The sequence below is a fragment of the Paenibacillus sp. FSL K6-0108 genome (genome assembly GCF_045040695.1).
Classification (GTDB): domain Bacteria; phylum Bacillota; class Bacilli; order Paenibacillales; family Paenibacillaceae; genus Paenibacillus; species Paenibacillus pabuli_B.
The window spans coordinates 7438510-7459272 of the sequence record NZ_CP150288.1 but is presented as its reverse complement, the minus strand read 5'-3'; the positions used below and the strand labels follow the sequence as shown (position 1 = coordinate 7459272).

The 20763-nt window shown below is 48.6% G+C and carries 11 protein-coding genes; 9 read left to right on the top strand and 2 right to left on the bottom strand.

Annotated elements, in window-relative coordinates:
- The first annotated feature begins 75 nt into the window (after positions 1–75).
- The 6 genes from nikA (at position 76) to MHB49_RS33640 (ending at position 6926) form a co-directional block, all read left to right on the top strand.
- Complete coding sequence (nikA, locus tag MHB49_RS33665) at positions 76–1626, top strand: nickel ABC transporter substrate-binding protein (RefSeq protein WP_405154531.1); 1551 nt, start codon at positions 76–78, stop codon at positions 1624–1626.
- Positions 1626–2573, top strand: coding sequence for a nickel ABC transporter permease (nikB, locus tag MHB49_RS33660; RefSeq protein WP_405154530.1), 948 nt, complete (start codon positions 1626–1628; stop codon positions 2571–2573). The genes nikA and nikB overlap by 1 nt, the downstream gene beginning before the upstream one ends.
- A 5-nt stretch (positions 2574–2578) precedes the next feature.
- Positions 2579–3424 carry a nickel transporter permease gene (gene nikC, locus MHB49_RS33655; protein ID WP_405157301.1) on the top strand — a complete coding sequence of 282 codons (846 nt, stop codon included), beginning with the start codon at positions 2579–2581 and terminating at the stop codon, positions 3422–3424.
- Positions 3421–4221, top strand: coding sequence for an ABC transporter ATP-binding protein (locus MHB49_RS33650; protein WP_405154529.1), 801 nt, complete (start codon positions 3421–3423; stop codon positions 4219–4221). The genes nikC and MHB49_RS33650 overlap by 4 nt, the downstream gene beginning before the upstream one ends.
- Entirely contained in the window at positions 4218–5039 is an 822-nt protein-coding gene (locus tag MHB49_RS33645; protein ID WP_405154528.1) for an ABC transporter ATP-binding protein, read from the top strand. Before MHB49_RS33650 ends, MHB49_RS33645 begins: the two co-directional genes overlap by 4 nt.
- 381 nt (positions 5040–5420) lie before the next feature.
- Positions 5421–6926 carry a malate:quinone oxidoreductase gene (locus MHB49_RS33640; RefSeq protein WP_405154527.1) on the top strand — a complete coding sequence of 502 codons (1506 nt, stop codon included), beginning with the start codon at positions 5421–5423 and terminating at the stop codon, positions 6924–6926.
- A 138-nt stretch (positions 6927–7064) separates the two neighbouring features.
- Here MHB49_RS33640 and MHB49_RS33635 read toward each other — a convergent pair whose 3' ends face one another.
- The gene (locus MHB49_RS33635) at positions 7065–10157 is read right to left on the bottom strand and encodes an ATP-binding protein (RefSeq protein ID WP_405154526.1); all 3093 of its coding nucleotides are present in this window, start codon (positions 10155–10157) and stop codon (positions 7065–7067) included.
- A 178-nt stretch (positions 10158–10335) separates the two neighbouring features.
- Between MHB49_RS33635 and MHB49_RS33630 the strand changes: the two genes are divergently transcribed.
- A complete protein-coding gene (locus MHB49_RS33630; RefSeq protein ID WP_405154525.1) occupies positions 10336–11472 on the top strand; it encodes a response regulator in 1137 nt (378 codons plus the stop codon).
- Between the two features lie 321 nt (positions 11473–11793).
- On the top strand, positions 11794–17097 hold the full coding sequence (locus MHB49_RS33625; RefSeq protein ID WP_405154524.1) for an S-layer homology domain-containing protein: 5304 nt from the start codon (positions 11794–11796) through the stop codon (positions 17095–17097).
- Between the two features lie 95 nt (positions 17098–17192).
- On the opposite strand, the gene MHB49_RS33620 is transcribed toward MHB49_RS33625, so the two are convergent.
- Positions 17193–18272 carry a hypothetical protein gene (locus tag MHB49_RS33620; RefSeq protein WP_405154523.1) on the bottom strand — a complete coding sequence of 360 codons (1080 nt, stop codon included), beginning with the start codon at positions 18270–18272 and terminating at the stop codon, positions 17193–17195.
- A 354-nt stretch (positions 18273–18626) separates the two neighbouring features.
- Here MHB49_RS33620 and MHB49_RS33615 point away from each other — a divergent pair, with 354 nt between their 5' ends.
- Entirely contained in the window at positions 18627–20726 is a 2100-nt protein-coding gene (locus MHB49_RS33615) for a TerD family protein (RefSeq protein ID WP_405154522.1), read from the top strand.
- The last annotated feature ends 37 nt before the right edge of the window (positions 20727–20763 follow it).

Below are 20763 nucleotides of genomic sequence, written 5' to 3'. Positions count from 1 at the left end.
AACGTAATCATTACGATATGATAATACTCATTGTTTAGATCATAATGATTACGATTAAGAGAGAGGGGCATTACCTTGAATAAAAAGACGCCACTGCTAGCGCTGGTCTCCTTGGCCTTAAGCGCTGGACTGTTGAGCGCCTGCGGATCATCTGAATCCAGTCCCGCTGCGCAACCATCCACCGATAATAAAAATGTTCACTTCCTATATAACTTTTCCACCAGTTCGCTAGATCCGCATGTGGATTCTAGTTATGTGCCGCTGCGCGCGGGCATTACGGAGACGTTGGTTCGTCTCGATGAAGAGAATCTGACGGTTGCCCCATGGCTGGCTGAGAGCTGGGAGAGTGAGGACGGGCAGCACTGGACGATCGACCTGCGAGATGATGTGACCTTCCAGAACGGCAAGCCAATGACAGGTGAATCCGTTAAGGCATCCCTTGAGCGGGCACTGGAAGAGAATGTAGCGATCCAGAACGCGCTGAAGATCGATACAATTGAAGCCGAGGGCGACAAGCTGGAGATTATCACAACTCAGCCGTTCCCGGAATTCGCTTCGGAACTGGTGAACCCCAACACGGCGATTATCGACGTGAGTGAGCCGGATATTGTGAACAAGCCTATTGGTACGGGCCCGTTCAAGCTGACCTCTTTTACCCCAGGCAGCAAGCTGGAACTGGATCGCTATGATGAATACTGGGACGGCGCATCGCCACTGGATTCCATCACGTTTTCATTCAATGAAGATGCCAATGCCCGCACACTAGCGCTCAAATCTGGACAGGTTGATATCGTATACCGCCCAGAAGTCGAGAGCCTTGAATCGCTCAAAGCGATAGACGGCATGACGGTTGAGTCCACGTCGACGTTCCGCGTGCATCAGCTAACGATGAACATGCAGCGGGAGAGTATGAAGGACCTCAATGTCCGTCGTGCGCTGGACGCACTGATTGATCGTCAGGGTATCGTGGACACGATCCTGCTCGGCTATGGGGAACCGGCCATCGGACCGTTCCTGCCGTCACTGCCTTTCGCACCAACCTATACGGATACAGCAACGGAATCCGGAGCTGATGTCGCTGTAAAATATCTCAACGAAGCAGGGTACACGCAGCAAAACGGCGTGATGACCAAGGATGGCAAACCATTGCAACTGACGCTGCTGACCTATTCAGCTCGTGCCGATCTGCCACTGATCGCCCAAGTCTTCCAGTCTGATGCGAAGAAGATTGGTATCGACGTCCAGATTCGCCAGATTGACACACCGGAAGATTATATGGCGTCTAATCGCGACTGGGATATTGCAACTTATAGTAACTTGACGGCCCCGCGTGGCGATGCTGGATATTACTTGAATGCGACGTACCATCCGAAGGGTGCTCTTAACTTCAGTGGATCGGAAGATCCGGAGCTGACCAAGATCATCGACGAACTGAATCTCACAGTTGCCCCGGAGAAGCGCGCAGAGCTTGCCGAGAAGGCAGCCAACTATGTGCATGACAACGTGCTGAATTCATTCGTGCTGCATCCAGGTACGATCGTTGCCTACAACGGCAAGAAGATCAAGAACTGGGTTACCACCCGCAGTGAATATTACATGATTACCAATAAGCTGGATGTGATGTAATGTTTCGCATTTTGCTTCGGAAATTCCTTGAGGTATTTATTTTTCTGTTGTTCATTATGTTTGTGAGTTTCCTGTTCATTCGTCTTGCTCCTGGTGATCCGGTACTGACGATCCTGAACGTGGACGAACTGTCTGTTAGTCAGGAGCAGGTCGAAGCTGTACGCGAGGAGATGGGCTTCAACGATTCGCTTCCTGTCCAGTTCGGCAACTGGTTGCTCGATTTCGTTCGGCTCGACTTCGGCGTATCGTATTCGACAGGGCAGCCCGTGATGCAGACCCTGATGCGTGCGCTGCCAGCTACGGCTGAACTGACGATTGGCGCGCTGCTGGTCATGCTTGTGATAGCGATCCCGCTCGGCTCGCTATCAGCGCTCCATCGCGGAAGTTGGATTGACCGGGGCAGCCGGATGCTCTCCATTGTGGGTGCGGCGGTGCCGAGCTTCTGGCTGGGGTTGATCCTGATCGACATGTTCGGCGTACGCTTCGGTAATCTGCCGACCATGGGCCGGGATGGATTCATCTCGCTTATTCTGCCATCTCTGACGCTGGGACTTGCCATCTCCAGCGTCTATGTGCGTCTTTTGCGCTCCAGCCTGCTAGATTCTCTAAGTCAGGAGTTCGTTCGGTCCGCCCGCGCAAGAGGGTTATCCGAAGGTCGGATCTTCATGCTTCACGCGTTTCGGCACAGTCTGCCGCCTGTCATTACGGTATTCGGTGTCAGTCTTGGCAGCCTGATTGGCGGAGTTGTCGTGATTGAAGTGTTGTTCGCTTATCCGGGCATCGGCAAGCTCGTCGTGGACGCTATCCGCCAGCGTGATTATCCACTGATCCAGGGTTACATTCTCATCATGGCTATCGTGGTATTCCTCGTGAATACGACGGTTGATCTGTCGTACCGTTATTTGAATCCCGAAATGAAACTGAAGGAAAAGGAGGCCCACCGTTGAAATCCATGCCCCTGCCCATTCCAACTACAAAATCTAAAAAACATAGCTGGCAGGCGATTATTGGTTTGTTATTTGCCCTGCTGGTCATCGCGGCCTCCTTATATGCCTTTTTATACTTAAAACATGACCACACCTTAACCGATCTGCGCGGACGATTGCAGGGCGCTAGTGCTCTCCATCCGTTCGGTACGGACCACCTGGGCCGCGATGTACTGACACGTCTGCTGCTTGGCGGCGGCCAAACGCTGGGTTATAGCCTGCTGGCACTTGGTGCTGCACTGTTAATCGGCATTCCGTTTGGCTTGATCGCGGGTTACAAACGTGGCTGGGTCGATAAGCTGTTCATGCGGATTGCCGACGCCTTTCTTGCTTTCCCTGATACCATCGTCGCCATTGTGCTCAGTGGTCTTCTCGGCGCGGGAATCGGCAATTTGGTGTTGGCGATCGTGATCGTGAAGTGGGTTAGTTATGCGCGTCTCGTTCGGAGTACGGTTTTATCGGAGTCCCAAAAGGATTATATTCGCATCGCCCGCACCAACGGACTATCGGACGGTCGTATCATGAGAAAACATCTGCTTCCGCATATCGCAGGCCATGTACTCGTGCTGGCCAGTCTAGATCTGGGCAAAATTATCCTGCTCATCTCATCATTGTCCTACATTGGCCTTGGCGCACAGCCGCCAACACCTGAATGGGGTGCGATGCTGAACGACTCACGGCCCTACTTCCAGTCTCGGCCGGAGCTGATGATCTATCCGGGTCTCGCTATTGTCTCGGTAGTCCTGCTTGCCAACATGCTGGGCGACTATCTGCGAGATCGGTTTGATGTGAAGAAGGAGGTGCAGCCATGATTCTCTCCATTGAGGAACTGAGCATCTCCAGTCGGGATCGTACTATTGTAGATCAAGTCTCTCTGGCTATTCGCGAAGGCGAATTCATGGCCTTGGTTGGACAGAGCGGTAGCGGCAAAAGCTTGCTCTCGCAAGCCATTGGTCGCCTATTGCCACCCAACCTGCATGCGTCGGGACGAGTGATGTTTGAAGGCAGCAACCTGCTCGAACGAAGTCCAAAGGAGATGCGCTCCCTGAGGGGAAGCCGTATCTCATATATTTTCCAAGACTATCAGGGAGCGTTTACGCCATTTCGCAGCATTGGCGGACACTTTGATGAATACCAGAAGGTACATGGGGAAAAGTCTTCTGCCCTCCGCAAGAAACGGGCTGAGGAAGCACTGGAATCCGTTGGCCTTGGTGCGGAATTGCTGCGCCGCTATCCGTTCCAATTGAGTGGTGGACAGCTTCAGCGGGCTTCGATTGCCACATCGCTGATGCTGTCTCCTCGTCTGCTAATCGCAGACGAGGCAACGACGGCGCTGGACAGTGTATCCGGGCATCGCGTGTTGGAGTTGCTGGCGAGTAAGCAAGCGGAGACGGGCTGTGCCATTCTGTTTATCACGCATGACTGGCGGCATGTACGTCGCTATGCCAGCCGCTTGGCAGTCATGAAGGAAGGACAGATCGTCGAATCTGGCGGGAAGCATCGCATTCTCGACCATCCCCAGCATGAATATACACGCCAGCTGATCGAGGCGGCTCCCGTCCTGAGCCGCTCGCTGAATTCGGGATTGAAGGAGGCGGGAACGGAATGAAGACGACCGGAAATGAGGAACGCCATGGACTTGTGCAGTCCGAAGAATCCGGTGTGCCCGTGCTTCACGTGGAACATCTCAGCCGAACGTATGCAGGTGCAGACCGACCGGCTGTGAATGATATTTCCTTCACCCTGAACCGCGGCGAATGTCTTGGCCTGGTTGGCGAGAGCGGCTGTGGCAAGAGTACGCTCGCCCGCTGTCTGCTGAGAATCGAAGATGCAGATACAGGCTCGATTACACTGGGCGGACAGGATATCGCGCGGCTGAGCGGCCGAAGGTTGCGACCTCATCGGCGGAAGGTTCAGATTGTATTCCAGAACCCGATGGCTGCCCTGAATCCGAAGCTCAAGATTGCCGACTCGCTAATCGATCCGTACGAACAACTTGGACGGAACGCCGAGCTGTCCCACTTTACCTACACGTCGAAGGATGCTTACGTCCAAAAGCTGCTTGAAGCTGTCGAGCTGCCAAGCGATTTGGCTGGAAGATATCCGCACGAGTTAAGTGGTGGACAGCGTCAGCGCGTCACGATCGCGCGTGCCATTGGGATTGAACCAGACGTTGTCGTTCTGGATGAACCGACGGCCAGCCTGGACGTAATCTCACAAGGTGCAGTTTTGCAGTTACTCACCGATCTGCGGACATCGCTTGGTCTGTCATACGTGTTCATCTCGCATGATCTGGCTGCGGTACATCGTATGAGCCAGCGCATCATCGTCATGCGGGAAGGTCGGATCGTTGACCGCTTTGGCGCAGATGCGTTGTTCGCTGAAGAACGCCATCCGTATACGAAGGAACTGATTTCGATCTTCTGAGTACTCCCGGAAACGCCGCCGTGGGTGGTAAGGGTCACTCTTAAATGTAAAGCCGCCTTGCGAAGCGATTCCAAAGCGGCTTTTGGTGCATCCATTTGATCACCCAAGTTCCACTAGAACCGGGCTCCTTTCTTTTTAATGAACAAATTAATCTTTCAGCCCTATAACCGGGTTATCTATCTGACATAAACTAGCGTATACTGATGGAATAGCAAATATCTTCAAATTGCATATTTAAATTAACCCATATTATTGATACACTAGATCAAGGTTATATCATTCAGAGAAGGGGCGGGCCTGTTCAAGAATGGGGCTTGCTGCAATGCCAAATCGATAACGCTTACATCCTTTTGGCAAATATAGGATATAAGGACGGTAGACATGAGCCAGGGACAAACGAGTACAGATGTTATCTTGATTGGTGCCGGAATTATGAGTGCAACTTTGGGAACTTTGCTTAAACAATTGGCACCAGACTGGAATATTAAGGTTTTTGAGAAGCTCGCCAGTGCGGGGGAGGAAAGCTCCAACGAATGGAATAATGCCGGAACCGGGCATTCAGCATTGTGCGAACTTAACTATACCGTTGAACGACCAGACGGATCCGTAGATATTAGCAAAGCGATTAAGGTGAATGAGCATTTTCAAATCTCAAGGCAATTTTGGTCCTATCTCGTCAAAAGCAATCTGATTCGTAATCCGCGGGACTTCATAATGCCGCTCCCTCATTTGAGCTATGTACATGGAGAGCAGAATGTCCTGTTTCTAAAAAGACGCTTTGAAGCGTTATCGAAGCATCCGTTATTTGTTGGGATGGAATTCTCGGATGATAAGAAAAAACTGGCGGAATGGATTCCGCTGATGATGAAAAACCGCACGGGCAATGAACCGATTGCAGCCACCAAAATTGACTCCGGTACGGACGTTAACTTTGGTGCTTTAACGCGTATGCTAATGGAACACTTAAAGAGCCAAAACGTGGATATCCACTACCAACATAGCGTGAAAAATATGAAACGCACAAGCAATGGATCTTGGGAATTAGCCGTGAAAAATCTGAAGAGCGGAACCGTCGAACGGCACACCGCGCAATTTGTTTTCATCGGTGCGGGTGGCGGCAGCTTGCATTTGCTGCAAAAATCCGGCATTCCTGAAGGTAAACATATCGGCGGTTTCCCGGTTAGCGGCATCTTCATGGTGTGCAAAAATCCGAAAGTTGTGGAACAGCATCATGCCAAAGTATATGGAAAAGCTTCGGTGGGTGCTCCGCCAATGTCTGTTCCGCATTTGGATACCCGATTTATTGAGAATCAGAAGTCTTTGCTATTCGGACCGTTTGCCGGGTTCTCGCCAAAATTCTTAAAGACAGGCTCCAATGCCGATCTGATCACGTCCGTGAAGCTGCACAACTTGCTCACGATGCTCGCGGCAGGCGTCAAAGAAATTTCACTAACCAAATACCTGATCCAACAACTCATGTTATCCAAAGAACAACGCATGGCCGAATTGCGTGACTTTGTTCCGGATGCCAAGAGCGAGGATTGGGATATGGTGCTGGCGGGCCAGCGTGTACAGGTGATTAAGGATACAGCTCAAGGCGGCAAAGGAACGCTTCAGTTCGGCACGGAGGTCGTCACTGCGGCGGATGGGTCGATTGCGGCATTACTTGGAGCTTCACCGGGTGCATCGACTGCTGTTCACGTGATGTTGGAAATCCTCCAGAAGTGTTTCCCGCAGCATATGAACGCCTGGGAACCAAAGATCAAGGAAATGGTTCCTTCGTATGGCGAATCACTGGTTGACAATCTTAGTCTTCTAAACCAAGTACATGCTTCAACCGCTCGGGTGCTTGGGCTGACGGCTGAGAAATCAGTTGTTCGGATGTAACGAGCTGTATATAACCTGTTTACCATAACGTGTGACAAAGAGCTAAGCCGGTATAAAAACCGTGCTTAGCTCTTTTGTTCATTATGAGTGTCTAAAAAAGCCCCCAGAAGTGGTTCAAACATAGTAGTGGTGTTAAGGTCAGATGGTAGCCTTGGTCCCTGTACGATTAGCGGGGATAACGAAGGAAGCTATAGTACCCTTACCGGGTGTGCTTGTTATGGCCAAGCCTTGCCCGTAAATCTGAGTAAGCCGGCGATGCGTATTGGTTAATCCAATGCCTCCGGACCCTCGGGGCTTCTTCTTAGGCCATTCGAGTGCGCTCTCGATCTGATCTTGATCCATTCCCACGCCGTCATCCTGTACCTCTATAATAGCTCGATCATCTTGTTCAATAATCCGGATCTGTACGGTTCCGCCCGTGCGCTTGCTAAGAACACCGTGTCTCACCGCATTCTCGATAAGCGGCTGAATGGTTAACGGAGGAATGGATAAGCTCAGGTTCTGAGGGATATCCCAGAGCACTTCCAGTCTATCTGGGAAGCGTTCTTTCTCAATGTACACATAGGTCTGTGCGAGATCGATCTCATGAGCAATATCCACCGTTTTCTCTGCGTTAAGGAAATGGAAGCTGGTCTGCAGGTAATGAATGAAGGCATCCCCTAACTTCTGCATTCTCTCGGTATCCAAGTCACTGAGTGCCATGATGGAATTCAGCGTATTGAATAGAAAATGGGGTTGGATCTGCGCCTGCAAATAGGCAGCTTCCATCCGCAGTCTTTCATCGATGGACTGTTTCAGGACGGCCAGTGATCGGATGCGATGTCTCATCTCAATTGCGTCGACGGGTTTGGCGATATAATCGGTTGCTCCTGCCAGGAATCCCGCATAGATATCCGATGGTTCACTACGGGCCGTGAGCAACAGTATTGGAAGCTCTGAAACGGAAAATCGCTCTCGTACTTTCTGAGTCAACTCGTATCCGGACATCTGGGGCATCATGACATCGGCAATAAGCAGGTCCCACGGCCTGGAATCCAGTAATTGAAGGGCTTCACGTGCTGAAGCCGCTGTTTGAATCTGGTAAGGCTCGCTCGAAAGCATGGATATAAGTACTCGCAGGTTCACAGGGTCATCATCCACGGCGAGAATATGGGCAACAACCGGTTCCTGAGAAGTGGGTTGTTGCTCTGCAACTGCGACTTCCTCGAAGCTATGACGATCCCAGCGCTGCTCAGTCTGTTCAGGCAGTGATGCAGTATCTCCCAATGGGAGTGAGACTTGAAAGGTCGAGCCTTGCCCGGGGACAGATTGGACCGTTAGATGGCCGCCATGGAGTTCAGTGAGCTGCTTGCATATACTTAATCCCAGGCCGATCCCTCCACTCAATCGAGCCTGCGGGGTACCTTGTTCATATGCATCGAATATGCGTTTTTGCATCTCCTCGCTGATCCCAACACCGGAATCGGATACCTGAATCACGAGGCACTCCCCCCGCTTGCGTACAGAAACGGTTATGGTGCCTTCTTCGGTAAATTTCAGAGCATTATGCAGCAGATTGTAGAGGATCTGAACCAGTCTTCTCTCATCAGCCTGAACAAGGGGGAGCGATTCAGGGATATCCACGTTCATTTGGATAGGTCTGCCCTCTGCCATAAATCTGAACATTCCAATAACGCCAGGGATGACGGATGCAAGGGACAATGGTTTTTTCTGAAGGTTAATACGTTTTTCCTTTAAGCGAATCACGTCAAGCAGGTCGTCAACCAGTTGGGACATTCGTCTGCCAATCGTAATTAACAGTTTCATCTCTTCTGTATGCGGCTCTCCTGATCCACGCCGTTCACGTACCGCGATGCTCTCGGCAATGTTAATGATGCCATGCAAAGGTGTACGCAACTCATGTGCCGTATTGACAAGAAACTGATCCTTCTGCCGATCTTCCTCTTTGAGCTGTTCGTACAGCTTCTCGATCTCACTGGAATTACGAAAGTACTTTTTGAACCAATAGGTCGAGAAGCCAAATATGGCCGCGATGACATCAATTGGATAATACACATTGGTAATCTCATTATGTGAGTTTACGAATCCCCACAGCACACTGGAGAAACTACCGGTTGCTGCGAATAGCAAGAAGCTGGCATCACTTTGTTTTCTAACCGCCATTCTGAAGAACAGGTACACAGACCAGGAAACAGCGAACAGATAAAGGAAATCTGAGACGCCGGACTCAAGGACTTGGTAAATCCGGTTCACTGGTGCGATCAGCAGAAATACAAAGTAGACACCGAGGGTACTGGCATAGACCCGGAAAAGTCTGCGACCTCGCAAACTGTGTGAGAAACTTCTGGCCATGAGAAGCATGAAGAATGAAAACAAGGGATAGGATATCGCTTTGGCCTTGACCATCCAAGAGAAGTTGAGCGGAATCCAGTTTAATAAAAGACTATCATGATCGGAGGCAACCGTGAGTGCTGCTGCCAGGGTTAACAGGGAAAACGTGAGCAGCGCACGTTGTTTACGATTAAAAAAGAACATTACACAAGCATACAAGCTATGCAGCAGCAGTATGGCAAAGGTAATTTTCTGTAAATCGATTGAAATTCCCCGTTCGCTTGCGATTGCCTCTGGAGAACCGAAGTACAGGGAGCGTGTAATCCCCCCGCTAGTAGGATCATCAAAATTGGCTGTTTGCACAAGAAGATCAATCTCCTTGGCCCCATTAAGGGCATAGGACGTAGTAAACGCAGTCCTTTCTGGGCGATAGGCCTCGGCATGGGTCGCGGGATGACCGAATTCGGCTACGATGGTACCGTTGATTTCTACAATGGATGAAGCCTGGATTTTCTGTGCCCAGAGGCTGACTTCCTCAACCGATGGGTCCAGAAGAATGCGAATACGGTACGTTCCATACCCGAATGATGATGAAAATGGTGGTAACGCACTGCGCCAATCTCCAGGTACTTGAATCCATCTCGAAGGCTGGTTTACTACTTTTGCTTCACGATTAGAGATTAAGGCATTAGGGTAAAATTGCCACTCGCCATCAAGAGATATTGGTGAGGCGTTAGCAAGATCCCATCCTCGAAGATCAAGCACACCCTGAGCCGGTGCAGGATGTTCGGGTATGGAGAAAGACTCGGACCATATCCAGCGGAATCCGATTAAGAAGGTAAGGAATAGAATGGACAGCACGACATATCGGGGTATCTTTTTATAGGTTATTGGTTTCATGGCAAAAACTAGTTTTCGACATCATACGCCATATTCCTGCACGTTGGATCAAAATGAAGAACATTTTATTCAAGGCCGGAACATAGACCTTTTATCTAATTGATAGCGTTTCAACACTTGGAATTATGGTAAAATTACTGTTTAGAGGAAGACCAGTGAGCCGGAGGAGTTGAGATTTATGAGAATGATTTTGGTAGATGATGAATACCTCGCTCTGAGCAGGTTAAACAAACTTCTGCTGGAGCGAGAGGATTGCGAAGTCATTGGCTCTTTTCTGGCGGCAGAAGAGGCCATGGATCATATCGAACGTCATCAGCCGGAAATCGTCTTCATGGATGTTCACATGCCGGGGATGAACGGGATCCAGGCAACTGAACGCATTCATGAGGTTTCTCCTGGAACAGAGGTTATATTTACGACAGCATATAACGAACATGCACTAACGGCTTACGGGCTTGAAGTGCTGGACTATATCATGAAGCCCGTTACACGGGACCGTTTGGGAAAAACGATGAAGATGTATCAACGCCGAACCATGCCAGCGAGTCCGAACTCCGTAGAAGAGCCGTCCATGTTGATCCGATGTATGGGAATGCTTCAGTTGCAGCTTCATCCAAACGAGGCCCCGATACACCTGAAATTCAGAACAACCAAAATTAGAGAATTATTTGCCTATTTGCTTCACCATCGGAACAAGTCGATCAAGCGGGATTCATTACTTGAATTGTTATGGCCAGAGCTGGATGAGAAGAGGGGCATTTCCAATCTTCACAGCGGTATCCATCGCTTGCGTAGCATGATGAACGAATTCATGGGCGAGAACAAGATATCCATTCGCTATCAACAGTTTGGATACATACTGGAAACGGGCGATTTCCGAATTGACGCGGAAGAATGGGAAAGCCGTCTTAATCAATTGTCTGTATTATCCTCCTCTACAGTTGCCGAACATCGCAAGGTCTCAGATCAATATGAGGGCAGATATTTTGGCGAGGACGACTACGCATGGGCTGAGCTTGAGCGCCAGCGCTTGCATACGTTATGGCTTAACCATGCTATGCAGCTCGCCCAATATTACATTGGGATGGGGCTGGATACGGAGGCACTGACGGTATATCACCGAATACAGCAATTTGATCCGATCTTGGAGGAGGTCGGCCTGTCTTTAATGAAAACATATGACCGATTAGGCAATAAAGATCCAGTAGTTACCCAATATAATCAGTTGGCTGCTGCGTTGCGACAGGAGGCCGGTATAAATCCTGGCTTGGAAGTTGAGTTGTGGTATCAGCAGTGGAAAAAATCAAATCTTTAATATAAATGGACAGCCCTGCAGCCTCACCTGTGAGGCTGTTTTTTCTTTTGCTGCGGGTAATCAGTTGCTTGGTAAGAGTTTGGTAAGAGGCTTTGTGTAGAATAAGCATGATGTGTGGTGTGATGCCACAACCGAGTACAAGGTAAATTGTAAGGCCATAAAAATGTAGATAAGGAGGTACATTCATTAAACAAAAATGGATCAATTCAACAGGGATAAATTTCACCAGAAGTTTATTCCATTCGAACAATAAGATGAATAGTAAACAAAAGGAGAGGTGTTCAGTCATTGAGAATAATTAAAGCAATGTTGATATCGATAATGGCACTTGTGATTGTGACCACATCTGCGTTCTCGCCAGTGCCTATTGCTATGGCAGCAGATGGTGTGTTTTATGTATCATCGATCGGTAGTGACGATCAAGAGGGAACGGAGGAGGCACCATTTGCCACCTTGAATAAAGCTCTCACTGAAATTACAGGTTCAGGAACCATCGTTCTTCTGAGCGATCTTACCTTAAATGAGATGTGGACGGTTGCTGCTTCAGGAAAAACAGTGACCATCACGTCTGCCGAAGGCAACAGGTATTCTATTCTTCGAGGTGAGGCGTTTACGAGTGGAGATCTGATCCGGGTGTCTAGCGGTAATATTACGTTTGAGAAAGTGGACATAGACGGCAATCATGTTGACACCAATGCGGCAATCTATGGTATGCGGGTAACAGGTGGCAAAGTCATATTTAAAAATGCCGAGGTTCGAAATCATTATGTCAAAGCAGGAGGTTCAAGTACGGCAAGTGTCATCTCAGCACTTGGCGGAACGGTCGTCATTCAGGATGACAGCCGGATTTATCACAACCGGATTACGGGAACAGTGGCAAACAATCCTCCTTCCCTCCTTGGTGCAGGCAGCGGAGGCGTTGTCGAGATTCAAGATGGAACCATTACAGAAAATGAAATTTTCGCAAATGGTAATGGTGTTATCGTTGGTGTTGGGTCTTCTGGAAAACCCAAGTTCATCATGACAGGCGGGCAAATTACGGGAAATATTTTATCGGGTAACGGAGTGGATGAGAATGGGCAAACCATCGGTAATGTTGCTGTATACATGCGCGGTAGCGCTGCCGATGCTCGGTTCGACTTTGGTGGCACAGCCTTTGTATACGATAACCTGAATACCAAGGGAGAACAGCGTAATGTGTACTTGAAAAATACGTCAGCCATGGGCAGTGCATACCTGACATTGGTTAGCGCTTTGCAGACGGGTGCAAAGGTTGGTGTGTACGCTAATATTATGCCTGATGACGAGCAGAATCCAGTTGTTGATATTGCGATTGGTGGGAGCGGTTATACTGCTCAGCAAGCTGATCAATCCTATTTTGTCTCCGATATCAATACGACAGCGGCGATTGCATATGACAGTGATGCAAATAAAGTTATTTTGACATATCGCTTGCCAGTCCATTTGGAACTGAATTCTCCTGCGGATCTTTCTACTGTGGGTACAAAACCTACGTTGATCGGTTCCGTTACAGCTGGGGCTACGGTAACGATTACCATAGTGGATAAATCTGACTCGTCCAAAAATGTAGTTGGAGAAGCTACTGTTGGGCCCGATGGGGCATGGGAATTTACACCCTCTTCTGCATTGCCTCCTGGAGATTATACATTGAAGGTGACTGCAACGAACAATGGGATCTCGGCTCAACCGATACGCAAGGATATTATTGTGGTAGATAAGTCGGCACTACAAGGCAAGTATGATGAAATTACAGGTGAGAATCTGGAAGAGTCATTATATACGCCTGAGAGCTGGACTGCACTACATGGTGCCATGAACGAAGCAGAACAAGTGTTGAATGATGAGAATGCAACACAAGCGCAGGTGGACAAGGCGTTACAGGATCTGACGAGTGCCCGGACAGGACTCAATCTGGTGAATGGTGCAGGCACAGCTGGTCCAGGCGGAGTGGGTAATCCTGTACTCTGGCTGCTGCCAGATGAGCAAATGGGAATTGCCAGCGGTGAGAAGGTGAGTGTCTGGAAAGATCGCAGCAGCAAAGGAAATAACGCAACGCAAGAGGCGGCAGATAATCAACCGATCTATTGGGATGATGCAAATCATAATATCAATTTCAATCCGGTATTGGCATTTGATGGGTCGAAAAGTTATATGAATCTGATTGTAAGCAAGCTTCCGCAAGGCAAGAGTCCAAGATCGATCGTTACCGTGAGCAAAACCAATAGAGTTGAAGGTATTGATTATATCATTTCGTGGGGCAAGAGTGACTCTAGTGCTTATTCTGGTATGGGAATGCTTCATAATGAAACAAGAGGTGGCTTGACAACCTTCAACAGCGACAGCAGTCAAACGTTGTACACCCCTCTAGGGTTCCTGGGCACCACGTTCCCGAACGAGCAATTTCTCACTTGGACAGGTGGAATCACAGGAACTAACCAAGCCAGATTGTACAGTAAAATGAAACAGGTGCAGGAGCTGACTGGCTGGGGAAAAGATAATGCCAAGTCATGGGATACGGGGAATGCGGATGGTGCCGTAGTCGGCAAGCTTATCCCGGCAACGAAAAAGGATGGCTATTGGCAGGGGACGATCGAAGAAATTATTGTATATGATCGTACGCTGACAGATGAAGAACGTCAAAAAGTCAGTACCTATTTAGCCATTAAATACGGTTACACGATGGATCAGACCGTACCGAATTCATATGTCGATTCAAACAAGAATACAATCTGGAATTCAGAGTTGAACGCAGCATATACCCATCGTATTACGAGCATCGGTCGAGATGATCAGAGCGGTTTGATACAAAAACAAGCCAAAGCACAGGAGCAGGGCTCCATATTGACGATGGCTTTGGGCGACCGTGTCGAAAATACAAACTCTGCGAATAAAAATGATGTGGCGAATAATTCTTCTTTCTTTATATTCGGTGATAATGGAGCAGATGCCGAATATAAAACATCAATTACGAAAGAGGAAGAGAAACTGCTTCGAATGGAGCGGCTTTACAAAGTACAAAAATCAAATTGGAATGAAGCGCAGATTACGCTTCAATTAGATACGACAGGAGACGGGACCCAGCAGCCTCGATACTTGGTCATTAGCAATGATGAGCAATTTGATGCTCAAGATTCGTTCCATCTCATTGAGAATGGGCAAGTTACGCTTAACACCTCAAATTTCGATTCCAATTCGTATTTCACCTTTGCAGCTGCTGCTAATCCGCTGACGACTCCGGACGTCACACTGACCGGAGATGAGTTGAATTGGGAAGCGGTAGAACATGCAGATCAATATGAAGTAACGATTAAACTGGAAGACGGCTCGAAGCGCACAGTACCAGTGGAAGGCACATCACTTAACCTTTCTCTGTTGGAACCATCACTGGCGCCTGGCAGCTACACGGTGACCGTAACGGCGAAGACGAACAATCCAGCTTATTCAAATTCAGAAGCGTCGGCGCCTAAAAATTATGTCGTTGTTGACAAAGCGAATTTGCAAGCTGAAGCCGATGAGATTAACGGCAAGATCGAGACAGGAGAACTGGATAAAGAGGAGTACACGCCAGCTAGCTGGGCAGCGCTCGATGAAGCGCTGAACGAAGCAGAGCGGGTACTGAATGATACAGCAGCAACACAAGCACAGGTGGACAAGGCATTACAGGATCTGACGAGTGCAAGAAGTGCATTAACCAAACTTACTCCTGATCCTGGTGTAGATAAAACGGGTTTGCAGAACAAGTATGATGGCATCCAAGAAGAGCACTTGGATGAATCTGCATACACGCCAGCTAGCTGGACAGCACTTGATGAAGCGCTGAATGAAGCAGAGCGGGTACTGAATGATACAACGGCTACACAAGCACAGGTGGACAAAGCATTACAGGATCTGACGAATGCTCGCACAGGGCTCACCCTGGTGAATGATGAAGAAGATACGTCTGTGCTGCAGACGCTGGTTCCATCTACAGGAAGTCTGTCTCCGGCCTTTGATTCTGCAAAAGATACGTACAGCATCACTGTGCCAAACAGTGTATATCAATTGCAGTTGACACCGACCGCACTAGATCCCCATGCGAAAATTGAGATTTCGGTAGGGGATGGTGAATGGACAGAGGTATCCAGTGGTGCTGCCAGCCACAATCTCCCACTTCAAGTAGGCGGAAATACAATCGTTGTGAAGGTTACAGATTCATTTGGACATGTAACGAAATATAGAATCAACGCAACAAGAATGCCTGCTTCAGACAGCAATAACGGAGGCAACAGCGGAGGTAACAGTGGAAGCACACCAGTGCCAACCCCACCGGTATCTATACCTGCGCCAGTACCAACGCCGACCCCGGCACCTCCGAAAGATAATTTGGAAACAACCCGGGATGGCAGTTATGAGCCGTTTGCGGCTTCCAAGTCATCTGATTCCAAGCAAACATTAGTTCAAGTTGATCCTGCCAAGCTGAATGCTGCGATGTTGCAAGGTACAGGACAACAGTTCGCCATTCATTCGCCAAATGATGGTGATATGAAGGTGGGTGGTTTGACGCTGGAAACTCTGAAGCAATTGACAGATCAAGGTTCCAAGCTTAACATCAGTAATCCGCTGGCGATCTATCCGGTACCCGGAGGCAAATTGGACATGAATGCTGTATCCAGGCAGCTGGGCAGCGCTCCAATGAACGATATTGCTGTACATGTCGATATTGCACGTTCTTCGGAGGCATTGATCAGCAGCGCAAGAAACAAGGCTGCAGCTGAAGGTTATGAGCTTTTGGTCAATCCGGTGGATCTGGATCTGACATTCACGAAAGATGGACAAACGGTTAGATCAGGACAACTTAATGGATATGCGCCAAAATATATTGCACTTCCGGAAGGCATTGATCCTAATCGCATAACTACAGGTGTCATCGTCAACTCGGACGGCAGCGTTTATCATGTACCCACTGTCGTGACGAAGATTGACAGCCGTTACTATGCATTAATCAATGATTTACGCAGCAGCGGTTCCTATTCCGTAATCTGGAACCCGCAGGACTTTGAAGATGCCAGGTCTCATTGGGGTAAAACGGATGTGAACAACATCGCTGCCCGATTGGATCTGAAAGGCAACGGAGATAATACGTTCTCACCAAACCGTCAGGTGACCCGCTCTGAATTTGCCGAGATTGTAGTGCTCGGTCTGGGCTTGATGCGCCAGGATGGACCAAACAATATGTTTCCTGACATCAGCGATTCAGCATGGTTCCGCTCTGCGGTAGCCCTTGCGAATGAATTCGGCATTGTTCGCGGTTATAACGACGGTAACTTCTACGGAAATCAGGAAATTACTCGTGAACAGGGATTTGCGATGATCGCTCGGGCCTATCGTCTGATTGAACCAGGAGCGGCAATGAGCCAAGAACAGATCAATTCTGAACTGGAACGTTACAGTGATGCAGCTAATGTGTCGACTTGGGCTCAAGAGGACGTGGCGCAAATGATTCAAGCCGGAATTATTCAAGGTAATGGACCAGAGGTTCTAAGTCCTAAGACAACAATGACACGTGCCGAGGTTACGGCATTGATCGCAAGAATGCTGAAAGTAACCAACCTGATCGATAAGTAAAATGATTCAATAGGGAAAAGCCTTTGCTGATATTTGGGGTCAGCAAAGGCTTTTTGTTGTTCCTTTTTTTTTGAATGAAAACAGATTGTAGGTTATTACAGACAAAACCTTCTTGTTTCCTCGTCAAAGAACTCCATGACATTGGGATAATCTGTGATATTAATAGTGCTCTGCCTCATGATCTTCTGAATAAAGATGGCATCCGTGAACATTTTATTAATGACGATTCCGCACCATTCTGGCGTGTCTCTGAAATCATCCACCAATGCATGAATTTCATCAAAATTAAAATACAGAATATACGAAACATAGTTTTGGAGCAGCAGTGTGAAGCAATGATCGCGATAGGGGCTGATGCGGGGTTCAGCTAGAAAGTTCCTCATGATATCAAACAGCAAAGTCTTATTTTCCGCGTAGATCTGCAGCATCTGATCCACGTCATTGATCAATCCCAACACTGCTTCTAACCCTTCTTCCGAAGGCATGCTCAGTTTGGTGGATTTACCCTCGATGATTCGCAGCAGCTCAAGTGTAAGATTTTTACAGGTTTGTATTTCATGTGGAGTGATGAGGATCTGCTCCCTGTACGAATCTAGCCTTTCACTGTAGTAGTCGTGAAACGTCGAGAAGTAGTGTTCCAGCTTGATATTGGTTTTGGTATGTATAAGGTCCTGCCCGCTAAACGAACAGGCGTAAAGGGTTTCCTCATTGACCGGATGCGTATAAAGGTAAAAAAAGAAGAAAAAGTCTCTCAACTCGCGCTTCTGTTCATCCTTTAAGCTGGACAGTCCATTCAATTGGGCAAGCTGAAAGAAGCTATAGTTCTTCATAAAATCATTCATCGCGCTGTAGGAATTATGTGTGTGAATGGACATCGTGGTATTCAGGGTAAAGAGCAGATAATACAGGACCTGTTCGTCGTATACATCCAATTGGTTGAAAACATCAGCGAGGACGGGCTTCCCCATTGGTTTGCTGCCATAGTATGGGTCTTCTGGACGGAGCTCGCTCATCCAGTTCGTAAAGGTTTCTTCAGAATGACCGGAAAGGAATAAGCCTGCGCTATCGTCTTCATATAAGCCATATTCAAAAGGCTCGGAATGGACAGGTGTTAGCCCTCTTTTCCACTTTATATTGTGATACTCGTTATATAGGGTTTGAAGTTTTGCCTTCATCTTCTTATCCATCCTTTAATCGTGTTTAGATTCCTTAACGTCGGTTGTTGACCTCTCTTCTCAATATTCGACGCTTATCAGAGCATTCCCCCTAATTTAACCAGTCGTAATACTTTCGCCCTGTTGGGAGATCGTGGAATCTGAGATGATGGGTTCATCAAAGGTTCGGGTCACAAGCTTCGAACCTTTGGCCTTCAGGCTATGGCGATCCTTCCTTCTAACTTCATTGGCGAACTTAGGGTCGCCGCTTTCCTGAAGATCTCAATTCAGAGAGGAGGCGTCCAGGCTATCATATTCCTTCCTTCTACATCAGACCAAGCTATTAGGGATATGGCTTTCCTGGACTCTTTTATCATGAACAATACTATCTATTTGCGTAGAGCGAACAAACTTATGATCGAGCAAGAACAAGGGGAGAAACAGCTGCCGAAGGTTTATTTGGCGACTGCCCTCAAAAATATAGAAACGCTGGGGTACACCTTCTCGGATGAGTTGATGCAAGCCGTGCGAACGTTATCCAAGGAACCATTTGAAGCATTGGTGGCCCAGGTTGTGGCTGATCTGAGAATCATGGTCGGCGCGCATGTGGACTACAAACCGATGTACCCTGGTTTTCCGACGCAGGTGATGGAGGAAGATGAGGTGGAGCTTTACCTGAACGCCATCCTTCATTATCTGACCTTGGTATATCCGCAGCATGAGCCCGTGGAAAGAGGGCCTCTGCTGGATAAAGTAAACCTGAAAATCATTGGGCTCGGAAGTAAGACAGACTTCCAGACACTCATCAGCCAACTAATTGAAGCCAAGGGCTCCATCTCAGAGACAGACAAAGCCGATATCGATATGGTGCTGGAACATGCGGAACCGGATGAAGTGGATGCGCTGCTGCCAGCCGAGATTCCGTTCAAGGAAAATGTGGGGTTCGTGGTGGCTTCATTATTGAAGCACGAACAGGCCAATATGGACCGAATCGGTCTGTATTTCAGAACGGCAACGGATGTGCTTCGTATGGCTGTGGCTTGGTCGGACGGCGATGTCAGCCTGGCTCTGGCTTCGCCTTTCCGTAAATTCAAGCGGCGTGAGAGACGCCTGCTGCTGGGTCTTCTGGAGCAGTGCGGTTCAATTACGGAAGACATGCTCCGTTATAAGGATCGCTGGATTCGTCTGGGTGAAATTCTGCATCCATCTGAATATAAGCTGCGCTACCCGCGATGCGAGGAAGCTTTTGATATTTTGCGTAATAACAAGCCGTTTACGACCTTTAACGGAACTGTGGAGCTTGCCTTCCAATACCAGAATGTGTGGAGTTTGATTGAGCTGTTGAAGCAGCGCCCTGGTGAATTTGCGAGAAGACTGGATCACCTGCTGCGCTCTACCACAGAAAAGGAATATGTATTGCTGGCGTTCGGAGAAATTCTGGAGCACGTATCGACCCCGGTATTGTTGCAGGTGAAGCAGCATTTTGCCCGGCGTCATGAACCGCAGGATCTGCGTGTATTTTTTCCGAAAGGCAATGTAGCGAAGGCTTTCGCCATTCCGAATCAGCTTCCAGAGATGGACGATGACACTTGTCGTGATGTCGTGCAAATGTGTGAACAAGCGCTGGTGCAGCGTTTCGCTGCCCTTCCTTCGCTTGGGAAGACGTATGTCGATCCGCGGCTCCGTGATTATCTGGTTCCCTTTTCCCAAAGATCGGCGAGCAAAGCCCTTCATACGATTGTTCGGGGAAGCCGAGTACCGATGGCAGAGGGAGATACGATTCGTTTCTTCAACTGGTGGAAGGAAGGGGCCGTGAACGGTCAAGCAACGGGGCGCGTAGATATTGATCTGTCTGCGGTGATGTACGATGAGAACTGGAACTATGTGGAGCATATCTCCTATACGAATCTGCGTTCGTCCAAATACCGGGCCGCTCACAGCGGGGATATCGTAACAGCGCCTCATGGTGCGAGCGAGTTCATTGACCTGCATATTCCGTCGATTGTTGATTATGGCGGACGTTATGTGGTGGCGAGTCTGCTTTCCTTCACGAGTCATCCATATTGCGATTTGCCAGAGTGTTTTGTAGGCTGGATGATGCGGAAGAAGCCGGGTTCCGGCGAGATCTTCGAGCCGTCCACGGTGGCGAACAAGATTGATATCACGGCAGATACGCAGATCGCGATTCCCGTCATTATGGATTTGGTGGAGCGTACGGTCATCTGGACGGATCTGGCGCTGACCAGACACCCGGATTATTACAATAATGTCGAAGGTAATCAAAAAGGGATGGTCCTGATGGGCAAAGCCCTGACAACATTGCGTAAACCGGATCTCTACGACTTGTTCATGCTCCATGCCACGGCCCGTGGTGAACTGGTGGATACGGTGGATCAGGCCGATACGATCTATTCGGTGGAGCAAGGAATTACCCCGTTTGATATCGAGGAGATTATGGCCGAGTATTTGGCTTGAGTCTATCACATATGAATACCGGGATCGAGAACAGAGA